Source organism: Prevotella melaninogenica ATCC 25845 (genome assembly GCF_000144405.1).
Lineage (GTDB): Bacteria > Bacteroidota > Bacteroidia > Bacteroidales > Bacteroidaceae > Prevotella > Prevotella melaninogenica.
This window is the reverse complement of sequence record NC_014371.1, coordinates 1105094-1127691: the sequence shown is the minus strand read 5'-3', so window position 1 is coordinate 1127691 and position 22598 is coordinate 1105094. Positions and strand designations below refer to the sequence as shown.

General features: G+C 42.0%; 15 protein-coding genes. 10 read left to right on the top strand and 5 right to left on the bottom strand.

Annotated elements, in window-relative coordinates:
* Positions 1 to 43 precede the first annotated feature (43 nt).
* From HMPREF0659_RS11385 to HMPREF0659_RS11350, 9 genes are all read left to right on the top strand, one after another.
* The gene (locus HMPREF0659_RS11385; protein ID WP_013265787.1) at positions 44 to 622 is read left to right on the top strand and encodes a nucleotide exchange factor GrpE; all 579 of its coding nucleotides are present in this window, start codon (positions 44 to 46) and stop codon (positions 620 to 622) included.
* A gap of 14 nt (positions 623 to 636) precedes the next feature.
* Positions 637 to 1800, top strand: a complete 1164-nt coding sequence (gene dnaJ, locus HMPREF0659_RS11380) for a molecular chaperone DnaJ (protein WP_013265883.1) — start codon at positions 637 to 639, stop codon at positions 1798 to 1800.
* Positions 1801 to 2042: 242 nt separating this feature from the next.
* Positions 2043 to 3335, top strand: a complete 1293-nt coding sequence (locus HMPREF0659_RS11375; protein ID WP_013265178.1) for a bifunctional folylpolyglutamate synthase/dihydrofolate synthase — start codon at positions 2043 to 2045, stop codon at positions 3333 to 3335.
* A 376-nt stretch (positions 3336 to 3711) separates the two neighbouring features.
* Positions 3712 to 4323 carry a DUF6088 family protein gene (locus tag HMPREF0659_RS11370; protein WP_013265232.1) on the top strand — a complete coding sequence of 204 codons (612 nt, stop codon included), beginning with the start codon at positions 3712 to 3714 and terminating at the stop codon, positions 4321 to 4323.
* Entirely contained in the window at positions 4304 to 5359 is a 1056-nt protein-coding gene (locus tag HMPREF0659_RS11365; protein ID WP_013265512.1) for a nucleotidyl transferase AbiEii/AbiGii toxin family protein, read from the top strand. Before HMPREF0659_RS11370 ends, HMPREF0659_RS11365 begins: the two co-directional genes overlap by 20 nt.
* A gap of 216 nt (positions 5360 to 5575) precedes the next feature.
* Positions 5576 to 6706 carry a leucine-rich repeat domain-containing protein gene (locus HMPREF0659_RS11360; RefSeq protein ID WP_013265353.1) on the top strand — a complete coding sequence of 377 codons (1131 nt, stop codon included), beginning with the start codon at positions 5576 to 5578 and terminating at the stop codon, positions 6704 to 6706.
* Between the two features lie 290 nt (positions 6707 to 6996).
* Complete coding sequence (locus tag HMPREF0659_RS11355; RefSeq protein WP_013265240.1) at positions 6997 to 8265, top strand: leucine-rich repeat domain-containing protein; 1269 nt, start codon at positions 6997 to 6999, stop codon at positions 8263 to 8265.
* A gap of 339 nt (positions 8266 to 8604) precedes the next feature.
* The gene (locus HMPREF0659_RS12675; protein WP_155812158.1) at positions 8605 to 8745 is read left to right on the top strand and encodes a hypothetical protein; all 141 of its coding nucleotides are present in this window, start codon (positions 8605 to 8607) and stop codon (positions 8743 to 8745) included.
* 98 nt (positions 8746 to 8843) lie between these two features.
* On the top strand, positions 8844 to 10088 hold the full coding sequence (locus HMPREF0659_RS11350) for a hypothetical protein (protein WP_226893215.1): 1245 nt from the start codon (positions 8844 to 8846) through the stop codon (positions 10086 to 10088).
* A 140-nt stretch (positions 10089 to 10228) separates the two neighbouring features.
* Here the strand turns inward: HMPREF0659_RS11350 and HMPREF0659_RS11345 are convergent, their stop codons facing one another.
* The 5 genes from HMPREF0659_RS11345 to HMPREF0659_RS11325 form a co-directional block, all read right to left on the bottom strand.
* Positions 10229 to 10825, bottom strand: a complete 597-nt coding sequence (locus HMPREF0659_RS11345) for a hypothetical protein (protein WP_013265105.1) — start codon at positions 10823 to 10825, stop codon at positions 10229 to 10231.
* Between the two features lie 840 nt (positions 10826 to 11665).
* Positions 11666 to 12745 carry a DUF4876 domain-containing protein gene (locus HMPREF0659_RS11340; protein ID WP_044046125.1) on the bottom strand — a complete coding sequence of 360 codons (1080 nt, stop codon included), beginning with the start codon at positions 12743 to 12745 and terminating at the stop codon, positions 11666 to 11668.
* 132 nt (positions 12746 to 12877) lie between these two features.
* The gene (locus HMPREF0659_RS11335) at positions 12878 to 14284 is read right to left on the bottom strand and encodes a hypothetical protein (RefSeq protein WP_013265107.1); all 1407 of its coding nucleotides are present in this window, start codon (positions 14282 to 14284) and stop codon (positions 12878 to 12880) included.
* 15 nt (positions 14285 to 14299) lie between these two features.
* The gene (locus HMPREF0659_RS11330; RefSeq protein ID WP_013265562.1) at positions 14300 to 15757 is read right to left on the bottom strand and encodes a hypothetical protein; all 1458 of its coding nucleotides are present in this window, start codon (positions 15755 to 15757) and stop codon (positions 14300 to 14302) included.
* A 16-nt stretch (positions 15758 to 15773) separates the two neighbouring features.
* On the bottom strand, positions 15774 to 18197 hold the full coding sequence (locus tag HMPREF0659_RS11325) for a TonB-dependent receptor (protein ID WP_174254488.1): 2424 nt from the start codon (positions 18195 to 18197) through the stop codon (positions 15774 to 15776).
* 843 nt (positions 18198 to 19040) lie between these two features.
* Between HMPREF0659_RS11325 and HMPREF0659_RS11320 the strand changes: the two genes are divergently transcribed.
* Entirely contained in the window at positions 19041 to 22580 is a 3540-nt protein-coding gene (locus HMPREF0659_RS11320; protein WP_044046123.1) for a sensor histidine kinase, read from the top strand.
* Positions 22581 to 22598 lie beyond the last annotated feature (18 nt).

Here is a 22598-nt window from a genome sequence, read left to right as displayed (position 1 = left end):
ACTATTTGCAAGGGTATGCCATGACAAATAGTGCAATAAAATTATGAGTAAGAAAGAGAAAAATATAAAGATTGAAGGCGAAGAGCTGGAGTTGAATAACGAAGAAACAACCCAGAACTACGCTGAAGCACAGGCGGAAGATGCTAACGGAGAGGAGACTCCTGCAGAGGAAGAACTTGACCCATTGGTAGCTGCACAGAACGATGCTGAGCAGTGGAAAGACAAGTATATCCGTTTGGTTGCCGAATTTGAGAACTACAAGAAACGTACACTGAAGGAGAAGTCAGAACTGATTCTCAACGGAAGTGAGAAGACTGTAGCTGCTATTCTGCCTATCCTTGACGACTTTGAGCGTGCTACTGCCGATAAGACAGAGGACCCACAGGCAATTAAAGAAGGTTATGAACTTATCTATAAGAAGTTTTTGAAGGCCTTGGAGACACTCGGTGTTAACAAGATTGAGACCGATAATGCTGACTTCGATGTCGATTACCATGAGGCTATCGCTATGGTTCCTGGTATGGGCGATGACAAGAAGGGCAAGGTTATCGATTGTGTACAGACTGGTTATACGCTCAATGACAAGGTTATCCGTCACGCAAAGGTTGCTGTCGGACAATAATTTCATAAGGAAGAATGGCAAAAAGAGATTACTATGAGGTGTTAGGTGTCAGCAAGAATGCCTCTGAAGACGAAATAAAGAAAGCATACAGAAAACTTGCGATTAAGTATCATCCTGACCGTAATCCGGATGACCCTGAGGCTGAAGCAAAGTTTAAAGAGGCTGCTGAGGCTTATGATGTACTGCACGATCCACAGAAACGCCAACAGTATGACCAGTTTGGTTTCGATGCTCCTGGCGGTGGCTTTGGTGGTGGTGGTCCCTTCGGTGGAGGCGGTGGTTTCTCTATGGACGATATCTTCTCTATGTTTGGCGATGTGTTCGGCGGACATGGCGGAGGATTTGGCGGCTTCGGAGGTGGCGGTCATCAAGCCCCTAAGTACCGTGGCTCTGACCTTCGTTTAAAGGTTCGTCTGTCGTTACAAGAGGTTGCTACGGGCGTTACCAAGAAGTTTAAGGTGCGTAAAGACATTCCTTGCGAACACTGCCACGGCACTGGTGCTGAGGAGGGTAGCGGAACAGAGACTTGCCAGAACTGTCATGGTTCGGGTGTTGAAATCCGTACACAGCAGAGTATCTTTGGTATGATGCAGACCCAGACAACCTGTCACGTATGTAATGGTGAGGGAACTATCATTAAGAACAAGTGTACTCACTGTCATGGTGAAGGCGTTGTAAAGGGCGAGGAAGTCGTTGAAATCAACATACCAGCGGGTGTTGCTGAAGGTATGGTGGTCAATGTTCCGGGTAAGGGTAATGCTGGTAGACACAATGGTGTGGCTGGTAATATCCAAGTATATATCGAGGAGGAACCTAACGACACCTTCATTCGTGACGGACAGAACGTCATCTATAATCTCTTGCTCGATTTCCCAACAGCTGCCTTAGGAGGTCAGGTGGATATCCCAACCATTGATGGCAGCAATGTAAAGATTAAGATTGAACCAGGAACACAGCCAGGTAAGACGCTCCGCCTACGTGGTAAGGGTCTTCCAGCCGTACAAGGTTATGGCAGCGGTACTGGCGATTTAGTGGTTCACATCAGTATTTACGTTCCAAAGGAGTTGAATAAAGAGGAGAAGAAAATCATCGAAGACTTACGCCAAAGCGAAAACTTCCGTGGTGATAACAGCACTAAACGCTCTATCTTCGAGAACTTTAAGAAACTGTTTAGTTGAGCAAGTTGACGAGTGAACAAGTTTACGAGTAAACAAGTTATATGAGTTGACAAGTGAACGAGTTGACAAGTGAACAAGTTTAACGAGTTGACAAGTGAACAAGTTTTTATTAAGCAATGAGTTTACAAACAAAATTGAGATAATGATTATATGCCCCATTAGACTTCTTTGGCTAATGGGGCTAAATCGTTTCCTTACATTTCATCAACACCCAACCCCCACCACCTAACACCTACCCCCCCATGACCTACCAAGAAACCGTAGAATATCTATTCAACAGCACACCCGTCTTCGAACACGTCGGGGCATCTGCTTATAAAGAAGGACTTGAGACAACAAAGGCTTTGGACGAGCACTTTGGTCATCCACACACCCACTTCCTTTCCATTCATGTTGCAGGAACCAACGGAAAAGGTTCATGCTCCCACACGTTGGCAGCTATCCTCCAAGCTGAAGGATATAAGGTCGGACTCTATACCAGTCCTCACCTCGTTGACTTCCGCGAACGTATCAGAGTCAATGGAAAAATGATATCTGAACAGGAGGTTATCGACTTTGTTGAACAGGAACGCAACTTCTTTGAGCCACTCCACCCTTCTTTCTTTGAACTCACAACAGCCTTAGCTTTCAAGCACTTTGCTGAGCAGAAGGTTGATATTGCTATCATTGAAGTGGGCTTAGGTGGTAGACTCGATTGCACAAATATCATCACTCCTATCTTATCGATTATCACCAATATATCACTCGATCACACCCAGTTCCTCGGCAATACGCTCGGAGCTATCGCAGCAGAGAAGGCTGGTATTATCAAACATCGTGTACCCGTCGTTATTGGTGAGTCTGTCCCTGAAACGCAGATTGTTTTCAAGGCAAAAGCACAGAAAGAGGATGCACTCATTGTCTTTGCTGAAGACATCCCTGCAATACTTTCTTCTCGCCCTAACCCCGATGGTGGTATCGCTTATCAGACTCGTTTTTTTGGCGATATTGTGGGCGAATTAGGTGGTAGCTATCAAGAGAAGAATGCCAACACGGTCTTAACAGCCGTCATGCAACTGTATAATAAAGGTGTCATCAAGAACGCAGAGAGTATTGCTAAAGGCTTTGCCAATGTTTGCGAACTGACGGGTTTAATGGGTAGATGGCAGAAACTACAGGCTAATCCGTTGGTCATTTGCGATACAGGACACAACGTTGGTGGATGGACTTACCTCTCCCAACAAATCAAACGTCAACAATGTAAGCAGAAGCGCATTGTCTTTGGTATGGTGGATGATAAAGACCTTCACGCTGTCATGTCCATGCTCCCTGATGATGCCATTTACTATTGGACACAACCAAGTACACATCGTGCCTTCCCTGCAGAGAAGGTTGCCGCAACAGCCGACGAATACGACCTACACGGAATGGTCTTCCCAACCGTCCTTGATGCCTACCAAGCCGCCCTTCATGATGCCGCCCAATCCGACTTCATCTTCGTTGGTGGCTCCAGCTACGTGGTTGCCGACTTACTGACAAGCCTACAAAAGAAGTAGCAAAAGTCCCTTCTCCATTACCCCCCCTATCACTACATAAAGTTTAATTTTCGTTTCCTGTCACTTTTAACACTTTACCTTAGATGCTTATAATCAACGCATTATAAGTATACAAGAAGTGACAGAAGTGACAGCAAAGTTGATTTTCATAATATCACGACCTCTCATTAGATGTTGGCAGTACTATGTCTTGTGAAATTTTAATTCCTCTTTCATTGCGAATTGCTTTCCATAACTTTGCAAAAGTTACCGACTAAAATATGTTAACGCACAACATTTAATTTACCTCCAAACAGTCAAAAAAGTAGGGGGTATTGTTGCAAAAGACAGATAATTTCCATAACTTTGCAAAAGTTACCGACTAAAATATGTTAATATGACCATTCAAGAACAGATAAAACAACGGATAGACGAAGCTGAACCAGGAACGGTTTTCTTTGTCAATGACTTTGCTGAGTTTGATAATGAATATGTCAGTAAGTTATTATCGACGATGAAAGGTTTTGGTGTTCTTGAACGCCTCGCAAAAGGCATATACTATAAGCCGATAGTAACTAACTATGGCAATGTATATCCTTCGGCAGAGAAGATTGTAAAACTGATCGCAGAACATGAAAATGCGGAGATTCTACCAACAGGAGAATATGCTTTGAACGCCCTTGGTTTGTCAACACAGGTTCCGATGAAGGCAATCTATCTAACAACAGGATCGCCGAGGACTATAACTATAGGGAACAAGAAAATAAGACTGAAGCACAGAACTCCCAGCACATATTCGTATCACAGCAAGTTAATGCCATTACTTGTTTTAGCACTCAAGGCAAAGGGGCAATCAAACATAACTTCTGCTGATACAAATAGAATTGAGAAGTTAATCTCTGACTCAACCGAAAAGCAACAGATAAAAACGGATTTGGCAACAGCGCCAGTCTGGGTTCGCAAGTATATAAAACCAATAATAGAAAAGTATGAGCATTTGGCAAGATAAGACAATCGAAGAGCGTATCGCAATCGTACAGAATACAGCATTGAGAACAAATATAGAGGACTTGGCTATAGAGAAGGACTGGTGGGTAACGATTACCCTCAAAGCACTTTTCTCTACGTCATTTTCGGAGTTCCTGCTTTTCAAAGGCGGAACAAGTCTTTCTAAAGGTAAATGGGAGAACATTGATTTAAGAAGGTTCAGTGAGGATATAGACATATCTCTTAGCAGAAGTTGGTTTACTGAAACGGAAGAAAAACAGAAGCTATATCCTTTTGCCAAGTGCGAGAATAATAATCAACTGAAAAGCTTGCGGAAGGCATCGAGGGAGGTTATTTTCGAGCGACTTTCTCCTGAGTTAAATGAGCAACTTGCAAAATTGGGAGCTAAAGATTTCTACGTCGAGAATGTAAAGAGTATCATACAAGACGGTGTTGAGATTCCTATTGATACAGACCGTGACCCAGTAGTGCTGAATGTTGTCTATCCCAGCATCTTAGATGAAACAAATGAATACATTCAGCCAAAGGTCAAAATCGAAATCAGCTGTATGTCTATGGATGAACCTTTTGAAAACCGAGCATTAACTTCACTGATTTATGATACTTTTAACGAAGTGGATAATGCTACCCAATGCTTTGTTCCTACGGTACTTCCTATCCGGACTTTTTTGGAAAAGGCATTATTGCTTAATGAGGAATATCAGAAGAAGTCGCCCAGAAGCGAAAGAATGAGCCGTCACCTTTATGACTTGGAGAGATTGATGGACACCTATTCAGAAACAGCTATCAACGACTCAGAACTTTATAAAAGTATCATAGAGCATCGCAAGAAATTCTATCATATCAGTTCTGTGGATTATGACTCTGATAAGCGAGAGAATATTAAGATCTGGCCTACTGGAGAGATAGAAAATTTGTTCCGAGATGATTACAAAGCAATGATAGAATCATTCATTTATAACGAGAATCCATTGACTTTTGACCAACTGCGGGAAAGAATTCTATTGTTAGAGGATAAATTTCGAGAAAACACATAGTACCGAAACAAGATTATTTGGTTCAATGAAGGTGGAATTAGGTGGAGGCTACCTGGTGGTACTTATGAGATGCCATCTCTCAACAATAACTATCTTGAAAAAAGAAGCAAAATGCTGCATAAACTTTTTATAGAAAAACATTTTATAACAAATTTTGTTTATCTTTGCATTTGAACTTCCATAAATCAAAAATATTACTTATATAAAAGTACTAATATGAAACAAATTTACATCTTATTAATAGCCCTACTCATGGGCTTATCAGCTAATGCCGAGACGTCTGGCAGTTGTGGACCTAATCTAATATGGACCCTTACTGGTAAAGGTGTTTTGACCATTTCAGGAAAAGGGAAAATGTATGATTATTCAAACAACAACAGAGCACCATGGGAGGGTTATGGGAAAGTTAAAAGAATTAAAATAGGTGATGGTGTTACAACAATTGGCGACTATGCTTTCTACGATTGTGGAATGCCAACTTCTGTAACCATTCCAAATGGTGTTACAAAAATTGGCGACTATGCTTTCTACAATTGTACATCTCTTGCCTCTGTAACCATTCCAAATAGTGTTACAACAATTGGCGATTATGCTTTCTCACATTGTATCCCTCTAACCTCTATAACCATTCCAAATAGTGTTACAAAAATTGGTAAGTATACTTTCGACTATTGTAGCAATCTAACTTCTATAACCATTCCAAATAGTGTTACAGAAATTGGCGACTATGCTTTCACCTATTGTCTCGCGCTAACCTCTGTAACCATTCCAAATAGTGTTACAAAAATTGGTGAGTATACTTTCTACGAATGTAGCCATCTAACTTCTGTAACCATTCCAAATAGTGTTACAGAAATTGGCACAAGTGCTTTCGAAGATTGTAGATCTCTAACCTCTGTAACCATTCCAAATAGTGTTACAGAAATTGAAGAGGAGACTTTCAAAAATTGCTACAACCTACAAAAAGTAAATATCGGAAATAGTGTTAAGACTATAGGAGTATCAGCATTTGAGAACTGTACCAATATAACACAGATTTCGAGTGAGGCAGTTGTACCACCAACCTGTGAATCAAATGCTTTTTTCCGCATTTATAAATCTGAATGTAAACTTATTGTTCCTAAGAATAGTCTTGACGCATATAAACAAGCACCTCAATGGAAAGATTTCTTATTAATTGAGGAGAGTACTACTGGCATTACAAACACTGTTTATAATAACTCAGGACTTGCTGATGTCTATACAATAGATGGAACAAAACGGCTAAGCAAAGCAAGCACTGACGAAATTAATGCTTTGCCTAAGGGTGTTTATATTGTCAATGGTAAAAAGATAATCATCAAATAATGAACACAATGGTTTTCCTAAGCCACACTATATATTTTTACTTGTTGTATGTTCGTCTGACAAAGAAATAAGAATAGGAACAGAAACTTACAAGGAAAACTGTGATGGCTTATACAGAAAACCTTATTACTATAGAGCAGCAAGTGAGCAATCATTTGCTGCTTTTTCATTTACTTTCTAACAAATATCAGGTTCTTCCGAAATATGGAGTGATAAACTAAAATTTTTGTTTATCTTTGTATTTGATTTTCCGTAAATCAAAAAAGTATTATTTATATAAAAGTACTAATATGAAACAAATTTACATCTTGTTAATAGCCCTACTCATGGGCTTATCAGCTAATGCAGAAGAGTCTGGTACTTGTGGACCTAATCTAAAATGGCACCTTACTAATGATGGAGTTTTGACCATTACAGGAAAAGGGAAAATGTATGATTATTCAGTTCCATACAATAGTGCACCATGGAGATACTTTGGTGTTAAACGAATTATAGTAGGTGATAGTGTTACGAGAATTGGAGAGTATGCTTTTAGCGATTGCAGTTCTCTAACCTCTATAACCATTCCCAATAGTGTTACGACAATTAAGGAATATGCTTTCAGCAATTGTAGTTCTCTAACTTCTGTAACCATTCCCAATAGTGTTACAACAATTGGCGACAATGCTTTCAACGGTTGTAGCTCTCTAACTTCTGTAAACATTCCCAATAGTGTTACGACAATAGGAGGTTGGGCTTTCAGCGATTGTAGCTCTATAACTTCTGTAACCATTCCAAATAGTGTTACGACAATTAGAGAGTATACTTTCGACAATTGTAGCTCTCTAACTTCTGTAACCATTCCCAATAGTGTTACGACAATAGGAGGTTGGGCTTTCAGCGGTTGTGGCTCTCTAACTTCTGTAACCATTCCCAATAGTGTTACGACAATAGGAGGTTGGGCTTTCAGCGGTTGTGGCTCTCTAACTTCTGTAACCATTCCCAATAGTGTTACGACAATAGGAGGTTGGGCTTTCAGCATTTGTAGCTCTCTACCCTCTGTAACCATTCCAAATAGTGTTACTACAATTGGCGACAATGCTTTCATGGGTTGCAGTTCTCTAACTTCTGTAACCATTCCCAATAGTGTTACGAGAATAGGTAGCGAAGCTTTTAGCGATTGCACCAACCTGCAAAAAGTAAATATCGGAAATAGTGTTAAGACTATAGGAGAATTCGCATTTAACAAATGTACCAATATAACACAGATTTCAAGTGAGGCAGTCGTACCTCCAACCTGTGAATCAGGTGTTTTTTTCTACGTAAATACATCTAAATGTAAACTTATTGTTCCTAAGAATAGTCTTGACGCATATAAACAAGCATACCAATGGGAAGATTTTTCCTTAATAGAGGGTAGTACTACTGGTATTACAAACACTGTTAATAATAAAGCAGGACTTGTCGATGTCTATACAATAGATGGAGCAAAACGGCTAAGTAAAGCAAGCACTGACGAAATTAATGCTTTGCCTAAGGGTGTTTATATTGTCAATGGCAAAAAGATAATCATTAAATAACAGACACATCGGTTTTCCTAAGCCACACCATATATTTTTACTTGTTGTATGTTCATCTGACAAAGAAATAAGAATAGGAACAGAAACTTACAAGGAAAACTGTGATGGGTTATACAGAAAGCCTTATTACTATAGAGCAGCAAGTGAGCAATCATTTGCTGCTTTTTCATTTACTTTCTTGCAAATATCAATGCAAAGAGTTATATTTGCAAAAGAAAGGGAGAGTAATATAACGTGAGTTAAAGCATAAGAGGAGTTTAAGTAAAGTACAATTATGATTTAGATTAGAGTATAGATAATGGTTAAGTTAAAGTATAAAGTAGGAATATGAATGTAGCAATGATAATAATATTTGCCTTGATTCTTTTCATTTATGAAGATGCTTTCGGACCATTAAAGAAAGGTAATACGCAATATTATGTTTCTTCTGGTATCGGTAATTGGGGAGGTAAATTCCGTATCGGGACAAGAACAGAATAAGTAGTGGCAGATATTGAATAACATTAAATTTGATTATGAAAACAAAGACGGTTTTACACAGAATTCCCTTGTATGTGTTGGTGGGTTTAGTGCTATTTATGTTGGATAGCTGCTTCCCCAGCTTTAATTCTTCTGGGGAAGTCATGGCTTATCTTGAGAAAAATTATCCAGGGCAGCGTATTGTACTTTCTGATAAGTATGAAACAAATCGTGGCTTGTCAAAGGATATAAGAATTTGGACATTCACGTTGTCAGACTATCCTAAAGATACCTTTCATGTGGCAAGTTATATCAGCAGTTATCCGTTTCCGATGATGAAAAACCAACATGGGATCGAAGATGACTTTGAGAAAGTAGTTATCCTGCGTCGGGCAAAAGAGTTTGAACACGGGCCTATGAAGAAATTCGATGCACTCACGCGACGTCTCTGGGCCCACTTTTCCGAGTTAGATTTCTCTCTAAAACCAGCTAAGTTAGAGCTGAGAACGGTTGATGATATCTGGCGTGCAAAGCATCTGATAGATGCTTTCGACCAGTTCCTTGGTGATGAGAGACTGACTGAGGAGGTTCAATATTATCTTCGCATGTATATGCAAGGACCGTGTTATGATCTGAATCATGGTGGGAGTGTAGCGCCTTCGGATGATATAGTCATTGATAAATCTGGTAAGAAGAAGGGTTGCTATATTGAGCGTCGATTCTGTTTTGGCGTTAATCGACAGGAGTTATGTCAGCAGTTTTACAATGATGTGATGAGGTTTCATCAGTTAATGGACAGCTATGGTAATGGTGTTAATAAAGGGACATATCAGGCATGGGCTGAGAACCAACTGAGACTCGTTAAGCCGTTGTTAGATCTCCCATCTGAGGAAAAACGTGATTCACTTCTTAAATTGTTAGGAGTTCGGGATGACTATACAGGCAGTATATTTATCGATACAGGAATGAAACCTTATATGCTTGTAACCTTATCGGAAAAGGAAGAGGGTTCTGGGGCTTACAATCTCTTCTTCACTTATCCACAATTGCATGCATTCTGCTTACGTAGCGGATTACAGGTACAAGGCGCTGGCGATCATTTTAGAGTGAAAGGAGTAGATGGAAGACATTACGAGTTTTCGTCTCAGTTCTATAAAGAGAAGAAAGGCGCCATAGGTTTTGATGAAGATGTCTGCTATTTTCTACGAAATGGTCGTAAGGTTTTGGTTAAAGGCTTTTATACTCCATATGAATGTATTAGTGATGTCCTTGTACGCCAGATAACTGGACGGGATGTAAAAAAAATGGTTTTGAGTGGACAGATATCTTTAAATGGGCAGACCTTTGGAAGAGGTCCTAACTAACGTGAGTCTGACGAGTTATAAATGTCTATTAATTTGGTGATTAGCAATTTAATATACAAATAGTTACAAACAAAGATCGCTATGAATGTCGAGGACAAAATTACAGAAATATTTTATCTTTGACATGCACTACAAATATGCTATTTGAAAGCCTGAATCAGTGGCATCAATACCTTTTCTTGCAGCTCTTTTCTATCAATAGTGGGGTACATCTCATCTCCTTTGATTTGAAATGAAGGTGTAAGACAAATAATGTAGACTCTGCCGTTTATAAAATATGGAACAGCATACAAGGGAGCCGCACATTCTTCTATCATGAAATACTCCTTGTTGATGACAGGAAAACTCCACCCCGCCTCTGCAGACTCCAAGGCAACGATTGCCACTACTTCTTTCTGTAGACTGTCTTTAAGCAGCCATACATCTTTTGTTGTAATCGAAAAAGGATGCTTAAGCCACTTGGCATCCAAGCTTTTCACCACTGCTTTGATAAGCCATGTATTTGCTTTGTCTTTGTGTAAACCAGTAAAAGCCTTACCTGTCCATCGAAGTTTATAAGTGTTTTCTACAGATATAATGCTGTAAGTTGGTGTAGACTTCTGTCCTTTGACGTTTTGTTGTAATTGTTTATTCTTATTTTGTTGTGTATTATCTTTTGCCGCCGATGATACTGTCTGCGCAGTACAATTACAAAGTATGCAAACCAGACCTACGAAATATAATGCTAATCTCTTCATGCTACTGTTATATTTTAAACCTAAACTGATTTGACATTAGAGTAATAGTTGGCTTTGGAACTGCCTCAATCTCTATATATAACTTTCCCGCCTTTATCCATCTGTGAATAAATTAAGCGTAAAGATAGTTTTTCCACCTTATACAACATATTTTTGTGCATTAATTATTCTTAATTATTAGTTTTCTTGAAGTTCTGAGAAAGAATGCTGAAAGTGATACTCCTTTATACACTAAAGGCACCTACGTTAGTCGATAATATTCCGCCTCTCTAAATTCTTACAGTACACATCGCACATATACTCATAGAAAAAGATCTATAGCTGCCATACTTCCACAACTTCTGTGAGAAGATGAACACAATTATGATTAATGCCAAAGATTAATGTTCAAACCTCAAAAATCAAAGTTATTCAACATCAAAATTCCTTACAAATTTTCGAACAAAAGGTTTAAAATAAAGGATGAAAGCACGTGTAAAAAGCGGATTAGTAACTAACAGTTAATCAGACTGTTATAAAATAGTAAGGTGAAAGGTGCTTAGTTGTACTTCAGAAGGGCGTTAGTAAGGGTCTTAAAGGGCACCTTTTGCAAGCCAAAAGGGCGTTAATAGAAAGCCAATTAACGCCCTTTTCGTTTCGTATGTTTGAATAATCTTTACAAAGAAGAAAGGCTTTGGATGTTGAACCTTAAACTTTGTGGTTTGGATATTGACATTGCTTCTTATACTCAATGCAAAAGGCTGCATCAAAATAGATTGCTCTTACTTTGACACAGCCTTATTATCCTTTCACCTTTTTACCTTTAGTCGCTTCTAATACCTTGCAACCATTTCTTAATCTTTACTTTATAGCGTTGCCCTTCTCATCTCGTCTTGATAGTGAAGCGACTTTTACTTCAAAGTCTGCGGTTGTGTTGTTGTCATCCACGTATTTCTTACCATCCCACTTTCTTACCAGCGCAAGGCCAGAAGAGATGGGGTAATCGCTTTGTTTTAGGCTGGAGAAAGAGACGTCGGTAACGGCATTGTAGCCTCTGTCTAACTTGCTTGGACGCATCTGGAACATACGACGAGGACAGATGGTGATGCAGTCGATGACACACTCGAAGGGTATTTCGATGGCATAGAAGTCGCCGAAGGCACTACTGGTGACGGTGATATAATGCAGGTAACCCTTGCTATCCTTTGTTTCGGCATAGTTCTTCTTGAATTCCTCTGGTGTCCATGGCAGTTTTATCAAGGCTATACCGTTGCTCTCAGAGATGTGAGAGAATTCGTAAGCAGGACCAATATTGCCACTGGCATCGGTAGATGTGAGGATTGCATTCATGTCTGGAACGTTCGGATTGTTCTTCTGTCCGGGGTCGTAGTTGCTGTTTGTCCATTCGAAATCGGCTTTGCTCAAGTCTAAAAAGGCATTCAATCCGCCATACATACTCAGGTCCTCGCCCTCTAACTCAGCCTCAAATTTAGCCTTGTGGTCGATGGCATACTTTGCAACAATGATAGTCTGACCCGGCTTAACAGGGTAGTCATTGCCCTTACCGGGGAAGTAAGAGATACCCGATGCACCATAATAACGATTGACGAAATCGTCTTTCGGTGCGAACTGGATGGCTTTGCTCGGTTCAATGGCATTGACACACAACGCTAATCCGTCAAGATATTTCACCTCATCCGTAGGGTTAAAGATGGTGATATACTGATCGTCATTGTACATTTGGTTCAAATTCTTCATACCCCACGCACGTACATCACGATACCAATAATGCCCAACATAGAACACTTCCTTGATAATCAAGTGGTCTAACTTTGTCTTAGAAGTGGATTGCTTCACAGGCATTTCATTACGCGTACAGCTGTTCAGCCCTAAAAGCATAAGGCTAAAAAGCAGGTACGCAGTTATCTTCTTTTTCATCATTTGTTTTCTTCTATTTATGTTTATATCATTGTGAGCAGTGGGAGGGACTATTGCCACGAGAGGAATAGATTGTGAGTTACAGACGTATAGATACTTCCTTAGCGACGACACTGTCCTCTCCCTCTGTCCATGTTACAAGAACCAGTTACCGAAACCAGAGCCACCACCAATGCCGTGGGTCTGTACATTCTGCGAAGCTTCCAACGCATCTAATGATGACAAGCCTATTTCGTGACCTAAGTAGAAATAAAGTGGGTCGTTCGGGTCGATGGTTGTAGGGTCAGTATCAAAGCTACTGCAGAACACTTTGATAGGGATATTAAAGCGGAAAAGCTCCTTCCATTCTGAATCTGCCCCATACTCCTTTGGTTCGTCTGGGTTGTAAGCCTCCGAACAGATGAACGGACTACGGAAGACATAGGTTGAATGGCGATTAAGATACTCATCCTTCGGTATCAATGCCTTCTTTCCTTTCGGACATTTCATCACTCTTACAGAGAGATAGAACTTTGGCAAGAGGTAAGACGGACGTGTATAACGACCTGCCTCACCCGTTGCAGGGTCTGTACGGCGTGTAATCTCTAATGGCCACTCTTGATGTAACGCATCGTTTTCATCGGCATCAATGTCGAAATTGAAATGCCCCTTCAGTCCTACACGGTCTTGATCGTAGGGTGCAACTGCCCAGTCAGCATCCTCACGGGTCAACGGAGGGAGCAGACGTTGGTTGAACAACTCACGTGCTCCGTCAGCCATAGCGTTATGAATCCACGTATCACGATAGGTATATTCAAATATCTTCGGAGTCAGTTCGGCACGTTCCTTCCACGTCGTCTTATTCGCAAAGAGTGGAGAAGGCACCGGTGTCGTGTCGACAGTACCGCCCTTCTTCCAGTCACCAAACTTGTTCTTCTTTGGTTTCCACGTACCACGGCAGTCCATCACCTCGTAAGGATTACCCTTATCGTCGACCTCGCTCACCGTGAAGAATATCTGATATTCATCAGAGTGGTCGAGAATATCATCGTTCATCAGCTTACCTTCCTTATCGAAGAAGTAGAGGCAGAGTCCCCAACGCTTCAGTTTTCCACCGATGATACGGATGTAATCGGGTCCAGTCTTACCATCGCTCTGTTCAAGATACGTCACCGTACTCTGGCGTTGCACCTCAACCGTAGGCCATTTTGCCGTATTGTTGCGAATAATGACAAACTCCTCCTGCTTCCAAGGGGCGTTATGATAGACGAAGTTACCGTGCATCATACCGTCACCGTGGGAGTGTCCCTCCTTAAACATAGCCAAGCAGGTTGCCCAACCATTGAAAGCTCCGTCTGGGTCTGGGTTATTCACCTGCTCAGAGACCTTAACCTTCGACAGACTATCTACATAACGGTCTGCACCGCTACGTGCCAATCCCTTGCTTTCTAAGGGGTTTTCATTATAATCTACATGTACATTGCCAAACACAAAGTTGTCACATGAAGTGAAAACTGCGGCAACACATGATAATAAAAGAATGTTCTTGAATATCTTATTCATCTTCCCAATTCGTTTTTACATCAATACTACGTTATGTCTGTACTGTGTGAAGAAGTCTTGTGGCTGTGTCAGCATACGCCAGAGCTGTGCCTTGTTGGCAGCAGGATAGAATCGCTTAACATCCTCAAAACACTTGTCTTCACCGTCCTTGGTATTGGCTATCACACGAACAGACAGCGGATAGTCGATATCAAAGCTATCCCAACCCGGTTGTAACTGGTTGAAATCCCATAGGAAGCTATGCTCGCTATTGTTCGTATTGCAGTACTTCGCAGGCTTTTCCGACTCTCCCACGTGCTGCTGTCCTTTGTTAAGAATGTGGCAGATGCGCACCTGTAGCTGGAAAGCAATGTCTGATTTGTGGAACTGCATGATACCCTTAAAGCCCAATCGGTCCATGTCTGAGCCGACGTCTAAGCTGCGTTTCTGATGCAGTAAGCCCACAGTATGACCATAACGCTGGCGTGGTGCCTCTGTGTCTGGGTCGGTGAAGTCATCGTTATAGGCTTCTGTAAAAAGTTTTCCGAGTTCTTCTTCCACTGGATCCGTGTCACGATACTCGTAGGTAAAGACCTCTGGAGTAATCTTATTTAGTTCCATTGGATCAATAGTTTTGTAGAGATGATAGGTCTTTCCACCGAAGTTATAAGGCTGCAAAGCCTCTGGCTTTCCCGATACCTCAATCGACTTCCATGCCAACTCACTATCGAACGGCACTAAATTCTGTCCCAACGTGTAGCCATCAGGGACATAGATGTTAGAAGTTGAGAACTTTGTGGCAGCTTCCATTGCTCCACCTTTCTCCTTGAAGGTGTATCGGTCATAATAAGTAGGTAGTGAAGCCAACGAACGTGGGTATGCCATTTGCAATCCACGCACCTCCTGTCCGTGCCCTGCAGAGCTACTATCTGCCACTGCTTTATTCAAAGATGCGTTACCAATACCGAAGAAGTGCTGGTGAACAAGGAGTGTTGCGTTGTCTTCATCAGGAACGTTATAACCGTCTTTATCCTTCATGAAGGGATAACCAGAGAACTGATGGTTGATGAGCATACCGTTTTGATCGTAGTACTTCAGCTCCAATCCATAGTAGATATCGTCTGAAGCAATCACGTCAAAGCAGTCGCGCTCTGTCGTAATCGTCATCTGTCCGTCGTCATCTTTGGCAATATCAATCTCCTGCATGACTGGGATAGAGGTCGAGCCACTGACGAGATGATAGGTGTTATAGGCTTGAATAGAGTCGTTTCCGTCTGGTCCAACACCTATCATTCCTCCCTTATAGCCCATTCTCAAGATGGCATGAACCGCATAAATCTGCTCATGTCCCTTCACATCTCGCTCAATAGAGGAAGGAGGAGCTTGTATAATCTTCTTGAAGAAATCGTCAACTTGGTCGTTAGAGCAACTTCCGAAGAGAAGTCCCACTGCTGCCGTGGCAAGTATGAGGCGTATGTCTTTATATAGTTTCATATTCTTTTTCAGCTAATTAGAACTTAAACAATGTGCGTAAAGAGAAGTTTGATCCGCGCTCATGGGCGTAGTATCTGAAGCGGTCGGTGTACTCCTTATAGAGTGCGTTGAGGATGTTATCACCGACAATCATAAACTTCAACTCTCTATTCTGTGGTAACGCGATGCGGAACTCAGCCGTACCATTCAGTAGGAAATAGGCTGGAGGCGAGTCGGGTACGAGGTCTTTATCGGGATCAAAGCGGGTCTGCTTGGTCACGTAGATACCTGAGAGCGACAGCGACGAACGATACTTATGATTCTTCGTCAGTGGTAGGTCGTAGGTAGCTGATAGTCCGTAACGGTCTGATGGCATGAAAGGTAGCCAGTCGTTATGGGTCAGGTTGCGTGCAAACATCCATTCTCCCTTTCCGACAAAGGTCAGTCCTTGCAGTGGCTTCACGGTTGCTTCGATATCACCACCATAGAGTTTCACGTCGTCTTGGTCGTAGATAAACTTCGGATACTTACCACTTGGATGGTTGTGGAAGCGGTCCTTACCTGTTCCGATGTGGTCGTAGATATAGCTATTGATACGCTGGAAGAAGACACTTGGCTCTACAGAGAACCATGTGTTCCTATACTTCGTACCTAACACGAGTTTATAACCACGTTCGCTGGCAAGATTCTTGTTGCCTACTACCCAATAGGAACCGTCTTGCAAGCCAATGGCATAGAGCTCGTTGATATCTGGTGGACGCCATGACCAACCGATATTCGCACGTGCATCCCACTTGTCACTGAACTGATAGTGGGTGGCAAGACTCATGGTGAAGTTACTATAGAGTTTGAAGTCGTCGTAGTAGGTATAGTTGCTGAGGCTGCTATAGCCATTAACCGACAACACACGGAAGTCGTAACGCATACCGAGTGCGCACTGCAACCTGCCAAACTCTGCCTTATGAAGGAAATAACCACCCATCGAAAGGGCTGCAAAGTTAGGAACGAAAGCTGGCTGTTTCGTACCCGGATAGTTGAAGTTCGTTTGGTAAGTGTTTGAAAGACCAGCGTCAGTTGTCATCTTCCATAGTTTCCATTTCGCTTGCCAAAGTACGTCGAACTTATAGGTTTTCAGCATCAAGTCCTGCACTGGAATCCAACTCCATTGTGTCTTCTTTCGGTTTTCGAACTCTTGACGGAGATTCTCTTGGAAGGATAGCGTAAAATTGAGGTGATGGTTGGGATTAAGTTCCCATTTCAGTTCACCCTTCAACGTCACGTGTTGCGACTGCTGGAACGGCGGTTTGATTTCGTATGAGAAGGGTTTAACGGTCTCTGGATCAGGACGTCCGTATTCAAATCGCTTGATCAACTGTGATAGGTCGGATATCTTACTGGCGTAATAGATTCCGCTTCGCTGATAGTAGATACTTGAGAAGAGGGTTGCCGTGAGCTTCTTTCCTTGCCAACCGGCTAAGGCTGAAAAGCTGATGGTGTTATATCCCGTATTGTTCAGTACGTAGTCGGCTGTATGATAGTCGCCTCCTTTGGTGTACATTCCGTGTAGGCGCAGACCAAACTGCTTATAACCCGTCTCGATAGTACCCGATCCACTGAAGCCACGTGCATTGGTATCGTAACCCATGTTGACGTTTCCATTCACCTTAATCTTCTTGTTTTCGTAGGGTAGGGGCGCATCATTCAAGAGTACCACACCACCCATTGCACCGAAGCCATAGCGAATACACTCGGCACCTTTCACCACTTCTACCATGCTCGAACCTGTATAGTCGAGTTCTGGTGCGTGGTCGGCACCCCAACTCTGGCTTTCTAATCGTACTCCATTGTTCATCAAGAGAATACGACTACTGTGCATACCTTGAATAACAGGCTTTGCAATTGTGTTTCCAGTACTGATAGAACTAACGCCAGGGATGGTTTCAAGGAGTTTTGCCAAGGATGTAGCACCACCTTTTTCCAATGCTTCCTGACTGATAGCGGAGGATTGCTGTAAGACGGTCGTGTGTCGTTTCTGTGCCGTGACAGTGACATTATCTAATTGCTTAGAATCATCTTTCAGCTGTAAGGTTATCATGTGGCTGTCGGGAACGCTAACAACACGTGTCACGGTCTTATAACCTACGTAGGTAACCGTCAGTTTCAAGCGGTCGGCAGCACGCTTGAGTTTAATCGTACACCTACCGTCGATGTCTGTCACCGAGGGATTTGAAACACCTTCGCAACGTACGACAGCACCGATGAGCGGCTCTTGTGACAGTTCGGAAATAACCCGAACGGTTACAGATGTTTTGACATCTTTATCCTCATCCTCCACTGTCTCCTGCCCATGTACAGCCGTAGCATGGACGTAGGTGGGTGGGAATAAGAACAAAGAACTTAAGAGAGTGGCGGACAGGTAGTATCTGACACGCCTTTCATAGTTCATTTTTAATTTGTTCATATATACTTAGATTACAAATGGTTTTTAATTAAAAGACACAATTCCCCCCAACCTTCACAGCGGAGGAAACGAATCTATAAGGGTTTACTCAGGCTTCAGATCAAGTCGCAGGTGTCTGCAAATGAAGTCAGCCTTGTATTTTCATTTGTTACGATTTACGACTGCAAAAGTAGAAAAAATATATACATCGCACAATACTTACTTTTAGTGAATTTGCATAATACCCATTTCTTGGTAGGTGAAACACGTTCTCCTCTTTCGTCCTAACAATCCATTTTGTAAGAATAAAGTCACGCCTCGTTTTTTATACATGCTCTTTACCCTTCGAATTAACGCCCTTTTGACTTGCAAAAGGTGCCCTTTAAGCCCCTTACTAACGCCCTTTTGAAGTCCAATTAGGCACCTTTCGAAACTCGCCTTTGCAACTGCTTGAAAACAAAAGACTTATAGAGGCACTAAAATCACTCGTTCTTAACCCTTTTCCCTACCATTTCTTTAACAATAATGTAAAGAAAATTCAAACACCGACTACGAATTTTTATCCTTTGAACTTTGAACTTTGAACATTGAACTTTTTATCCTTTGAACTTTTTATCCTTTGAACTTTGAACATTGAACATTGAACTTTTTGATTTGTGCTTTAACCCTTCATTTTTCCAGTTGAACATTTTTCCAACAATGGTAATCATAATTATGAATTCTGAATTTTGAATTATGAATTATAAATTATAGTAGTAATCATAATTATGAATTATGAATTATGAATTATGGAATTATTAAAAAAAGTTTTGTATATTTGCCTTTGATTTATAGAGGAGTCGTAGTTAAGTCTACATAAAACAGATGAAAAGGACAAAGACATACAGCATAATTACGGGGTGGGTAGCTTGTCTACTCCTTCTGATGCTTGCTGCCTGTAATGTTCCACACGTACAAGAAGTTGACGAGTTAAACGACAAGGCATATGCCTTGCACTATCGTAATCTCGACTCCGTGAGAATCTATGCGGATAAAGCCTACGGTCTGGCAGGAAGCTATGACGCAGGAAAGGCGGAGGCATTAAACAATCTTGCTTTCGTTGACTTGATGAAGATGCGCTTTACAGAAGCCTATGCTAAACTCGATTCTGTCCTCAAAATCACTGATAACCAAGTGGAACTCTTGGTGGCTGACATTCAGTTTATGCGTCTATGTCAACGAGAGTCGCTCAATAAGGAGTTCTACGACTACTATGAAAAAGCACAGAAACGAATTCATCGTATTGAAGAAGATGAGAAACTACTCTCTCCTCGGCAACGTCGTCGCATGGTTTATGCGCGCTCAGAGTTTGCCATTGTCACTTCGACATACTACTATTACGTAGGTTTGGAGCAGCCTTCTATCAAGGCAATCAGCCAGATTAATCCCGATGGAGAGATACAAACCGACATGGCTCAGCTCTTGGCTTATTACTATAACATCGGGTCGGGTGGTATTATCAATACCAATTCGCAGAAAGCCATAGAGCAGAAAGAGTTTGAGTATCTCATACGTTGTTATATGCTTGCACGCCAGCACAACTTCCCTTATTGGGAGGCAAACTCCTTGCAGGCGATCAGTGAGTTGATTCTGAACGATAAGAGTCGAGCAACACTGATGCATGATAACCTACCTTCGTTCCAATATATCAACCTTGATAACATGCCTGAGCAACTCCTTGCAGGCAACTTAGCACAGCGATCACTGCATATCTTCCAACGTTATGGAGATGTTTATCAGACGGCAGGTTGCTATCGAACCTTGGCTTCATGCTATTGGAAGATAAAGGATTACCGCTCAGCTATCATCTGTCTGAACAAGGCTTTGCACGATAACCCAGCTATCAAGCAGGCACCCGACCTCGTTGCGTCTATCCGCGAACAGTTGAGTGTTACGTATTCGGCTATAAATAATAAGCAACAGAGTGATTATAACCGTAACATCTACCTTGATCTTCAGGACGAAACCCGACAAGACAGATACCTTACATCACGTGCTGAACAATTAGAGCGTACCTCAAAACAGCTGAATCTTATTATCATTGCTGTGGCACTCTCTATCTTCTTCGTGTTGGCTTCACTGGTCCTCTTCCATTATCTTCGTCGAAGAAAAGACACACAGGGTTCGTTAGACGACCTCCTTCTTCCGCTTGAACAGTGGCGTCATAACAATGAAAAGCACATGGCAGAACTGGCTGATAAGTATGAAGAGGTGTCTGAACAACTTGTTATCAATAAGTTACATCTTACGGATAATAAGCGTAAACACCTTGAACAACGGGCTAAGATTTCGCTTGTCAATGGTGTTATCCCACTCATCGACCGTATGTTACATGAGATTGAGAAGCTCAAGAAGGGTGGCGAAAGCGATGCTGTGCAGGCAGAACGTTATACTTATATCCGTGAGTTGACCGATAAGATTAACGAACTAAACGCTGTTCTCACGGAGTGGATTCAGCTTAGACAAGGTAAACTGTCGCTGCATATTGAGAGTTTCCCTATACAACAGGTGTTCGATATTGTGAAGAAAGGACGCATGGGCTTCCATATGAAGGGTATCGACCTACGTGTAGAAGACACGAAAGCTGTCGTCAAAGCTGACCGCGTTCTGACGCTTTTCATGGTGAATACATTGGCTGATAATGCTCGTAAGTTTACTGAAAAAGGCGGAAAGGTGACCATTTCATCCATTGAAGAGCCTGACTATGTTGAGATATCTGTTGCCGATACGGGCTGCGGACTCACTGAAGAAGAACAACAACACATCTTCGATCACAAGCCAATCCATGACCAGAAAGACAGTGCTTCGCATGGTTTTGGATTGATGAATTGTAATGGTATCATCAATAAATACAAGAAGATTAGTCAAATATTCTCTGTTTGTGAGATGGGTGTAGAGAGCGAGAAGGACAAGGGAAGTCGTTTCTTCTTCCGCTTGCCAAAGGGTATCAGCCGTGTCTTGTTGGCATTTGTCCTCGCTACAGCCTCCCTCCTGACGGCTCAGGCACGTCCTACAAGAGCCAGCGACAAGGCTACTGCCCTTGCAAAGAAGGACTATAACACCCTTGCTGGCATCTATGCAGACTCGGCTTACTTCTCAAATATCAATGGTTCCTATAGTAAGACATTGGCTTATGCAGACACATGTCGTTACTATCTGAATCTCCATTATCTCCAACTTCGCCCTAAAGGAAAGGAGTTGATGAAGCGACTTGGAAGCCTTTCTATCGTTCCTGCAGAGATTAAGTGGTATCATGATAGCCTGCCGATGAACTATGGTATCATCCTCGACATACGTAATGAGAGTGCTGTGGCAGCATTGGCACTGCACGAATGGGAGGTTTATAAATACAATAACTCTGTTTATACCCACCTCTTTAAGGAGCGTTATGCCGACAACTCATTGGGCGAATACTGTCGCATGATGATGAAGTCGGAGACGAATAAGAATGTGGCTGTTGCCCTTCTTGTACTTTTCCTGCTTTCAATCTTCCCTGTTTATTACGTGATGTATTATCGTCATCGTCTCTCTTATCAGTTCTGTTTGGAGCGTGTGAAGCAGATAAACACGATCCTTCTCAGTGATGTGAGCGAAGAAAACAAGCTTAGAGAGGTTGAGAAAGGTGTAAGCGACAGATTCCCAGAACGATTACTTGCTATCGTCAACCAGATTAAGGAGGCACTAATTGCCTCTGTGGAGGAGAATCAAAAGAGCCAATCAGACATAGAAATGCTCGAAGATGAGGTGCGTTGTGTGGAATACGAGAACGAGCGTTTGCACATTAGTAACAGCATTCTTGATAACTGTCTCTCAACACTCAAGCATGAAACGATGTACTATCCTTCACGTATTCGCCAGCTTGTAGACGAACCTGATGGTCAACTTGAGGCGATTGACGAGTTGGCAATCTACTATAAAGAACTCTATCAGATTCTTAGTCAGCAGGCAATGAGCCAAGTAGAATCCGTGAAACTCGTGTCGCGCCCAGTGGATATTACGACATTGGTGAGTCCATCGAAGCTGACAACAACCTTCGAGTCACCACTCATCAGTGGCGACCCTGTCTTCCTTGCTTATTTATTTGATATACTATATCTTATCAATAACAACCAACCACTGACGGTCACAGCCGAAGAGCATCAACCTGGTTACGTCACCCTACACGTTATCATGTCGACACTGACACTCTCTGATGACGTTTGTCGCGACCTTTTCCAGCCTTCTGCCGACCGTTTGATGTTCTTTATCTGCCGACAGATAGCCCGCGACAATGGTGAATCGACTAATAAGCGTGGCTGCGGTATCTCAGCGAATGCGACACCAAATGGCGTGAGAATAGATGTGGTTTTGGCAAAAGCAAATTAAGAAACATAACAAAACAAA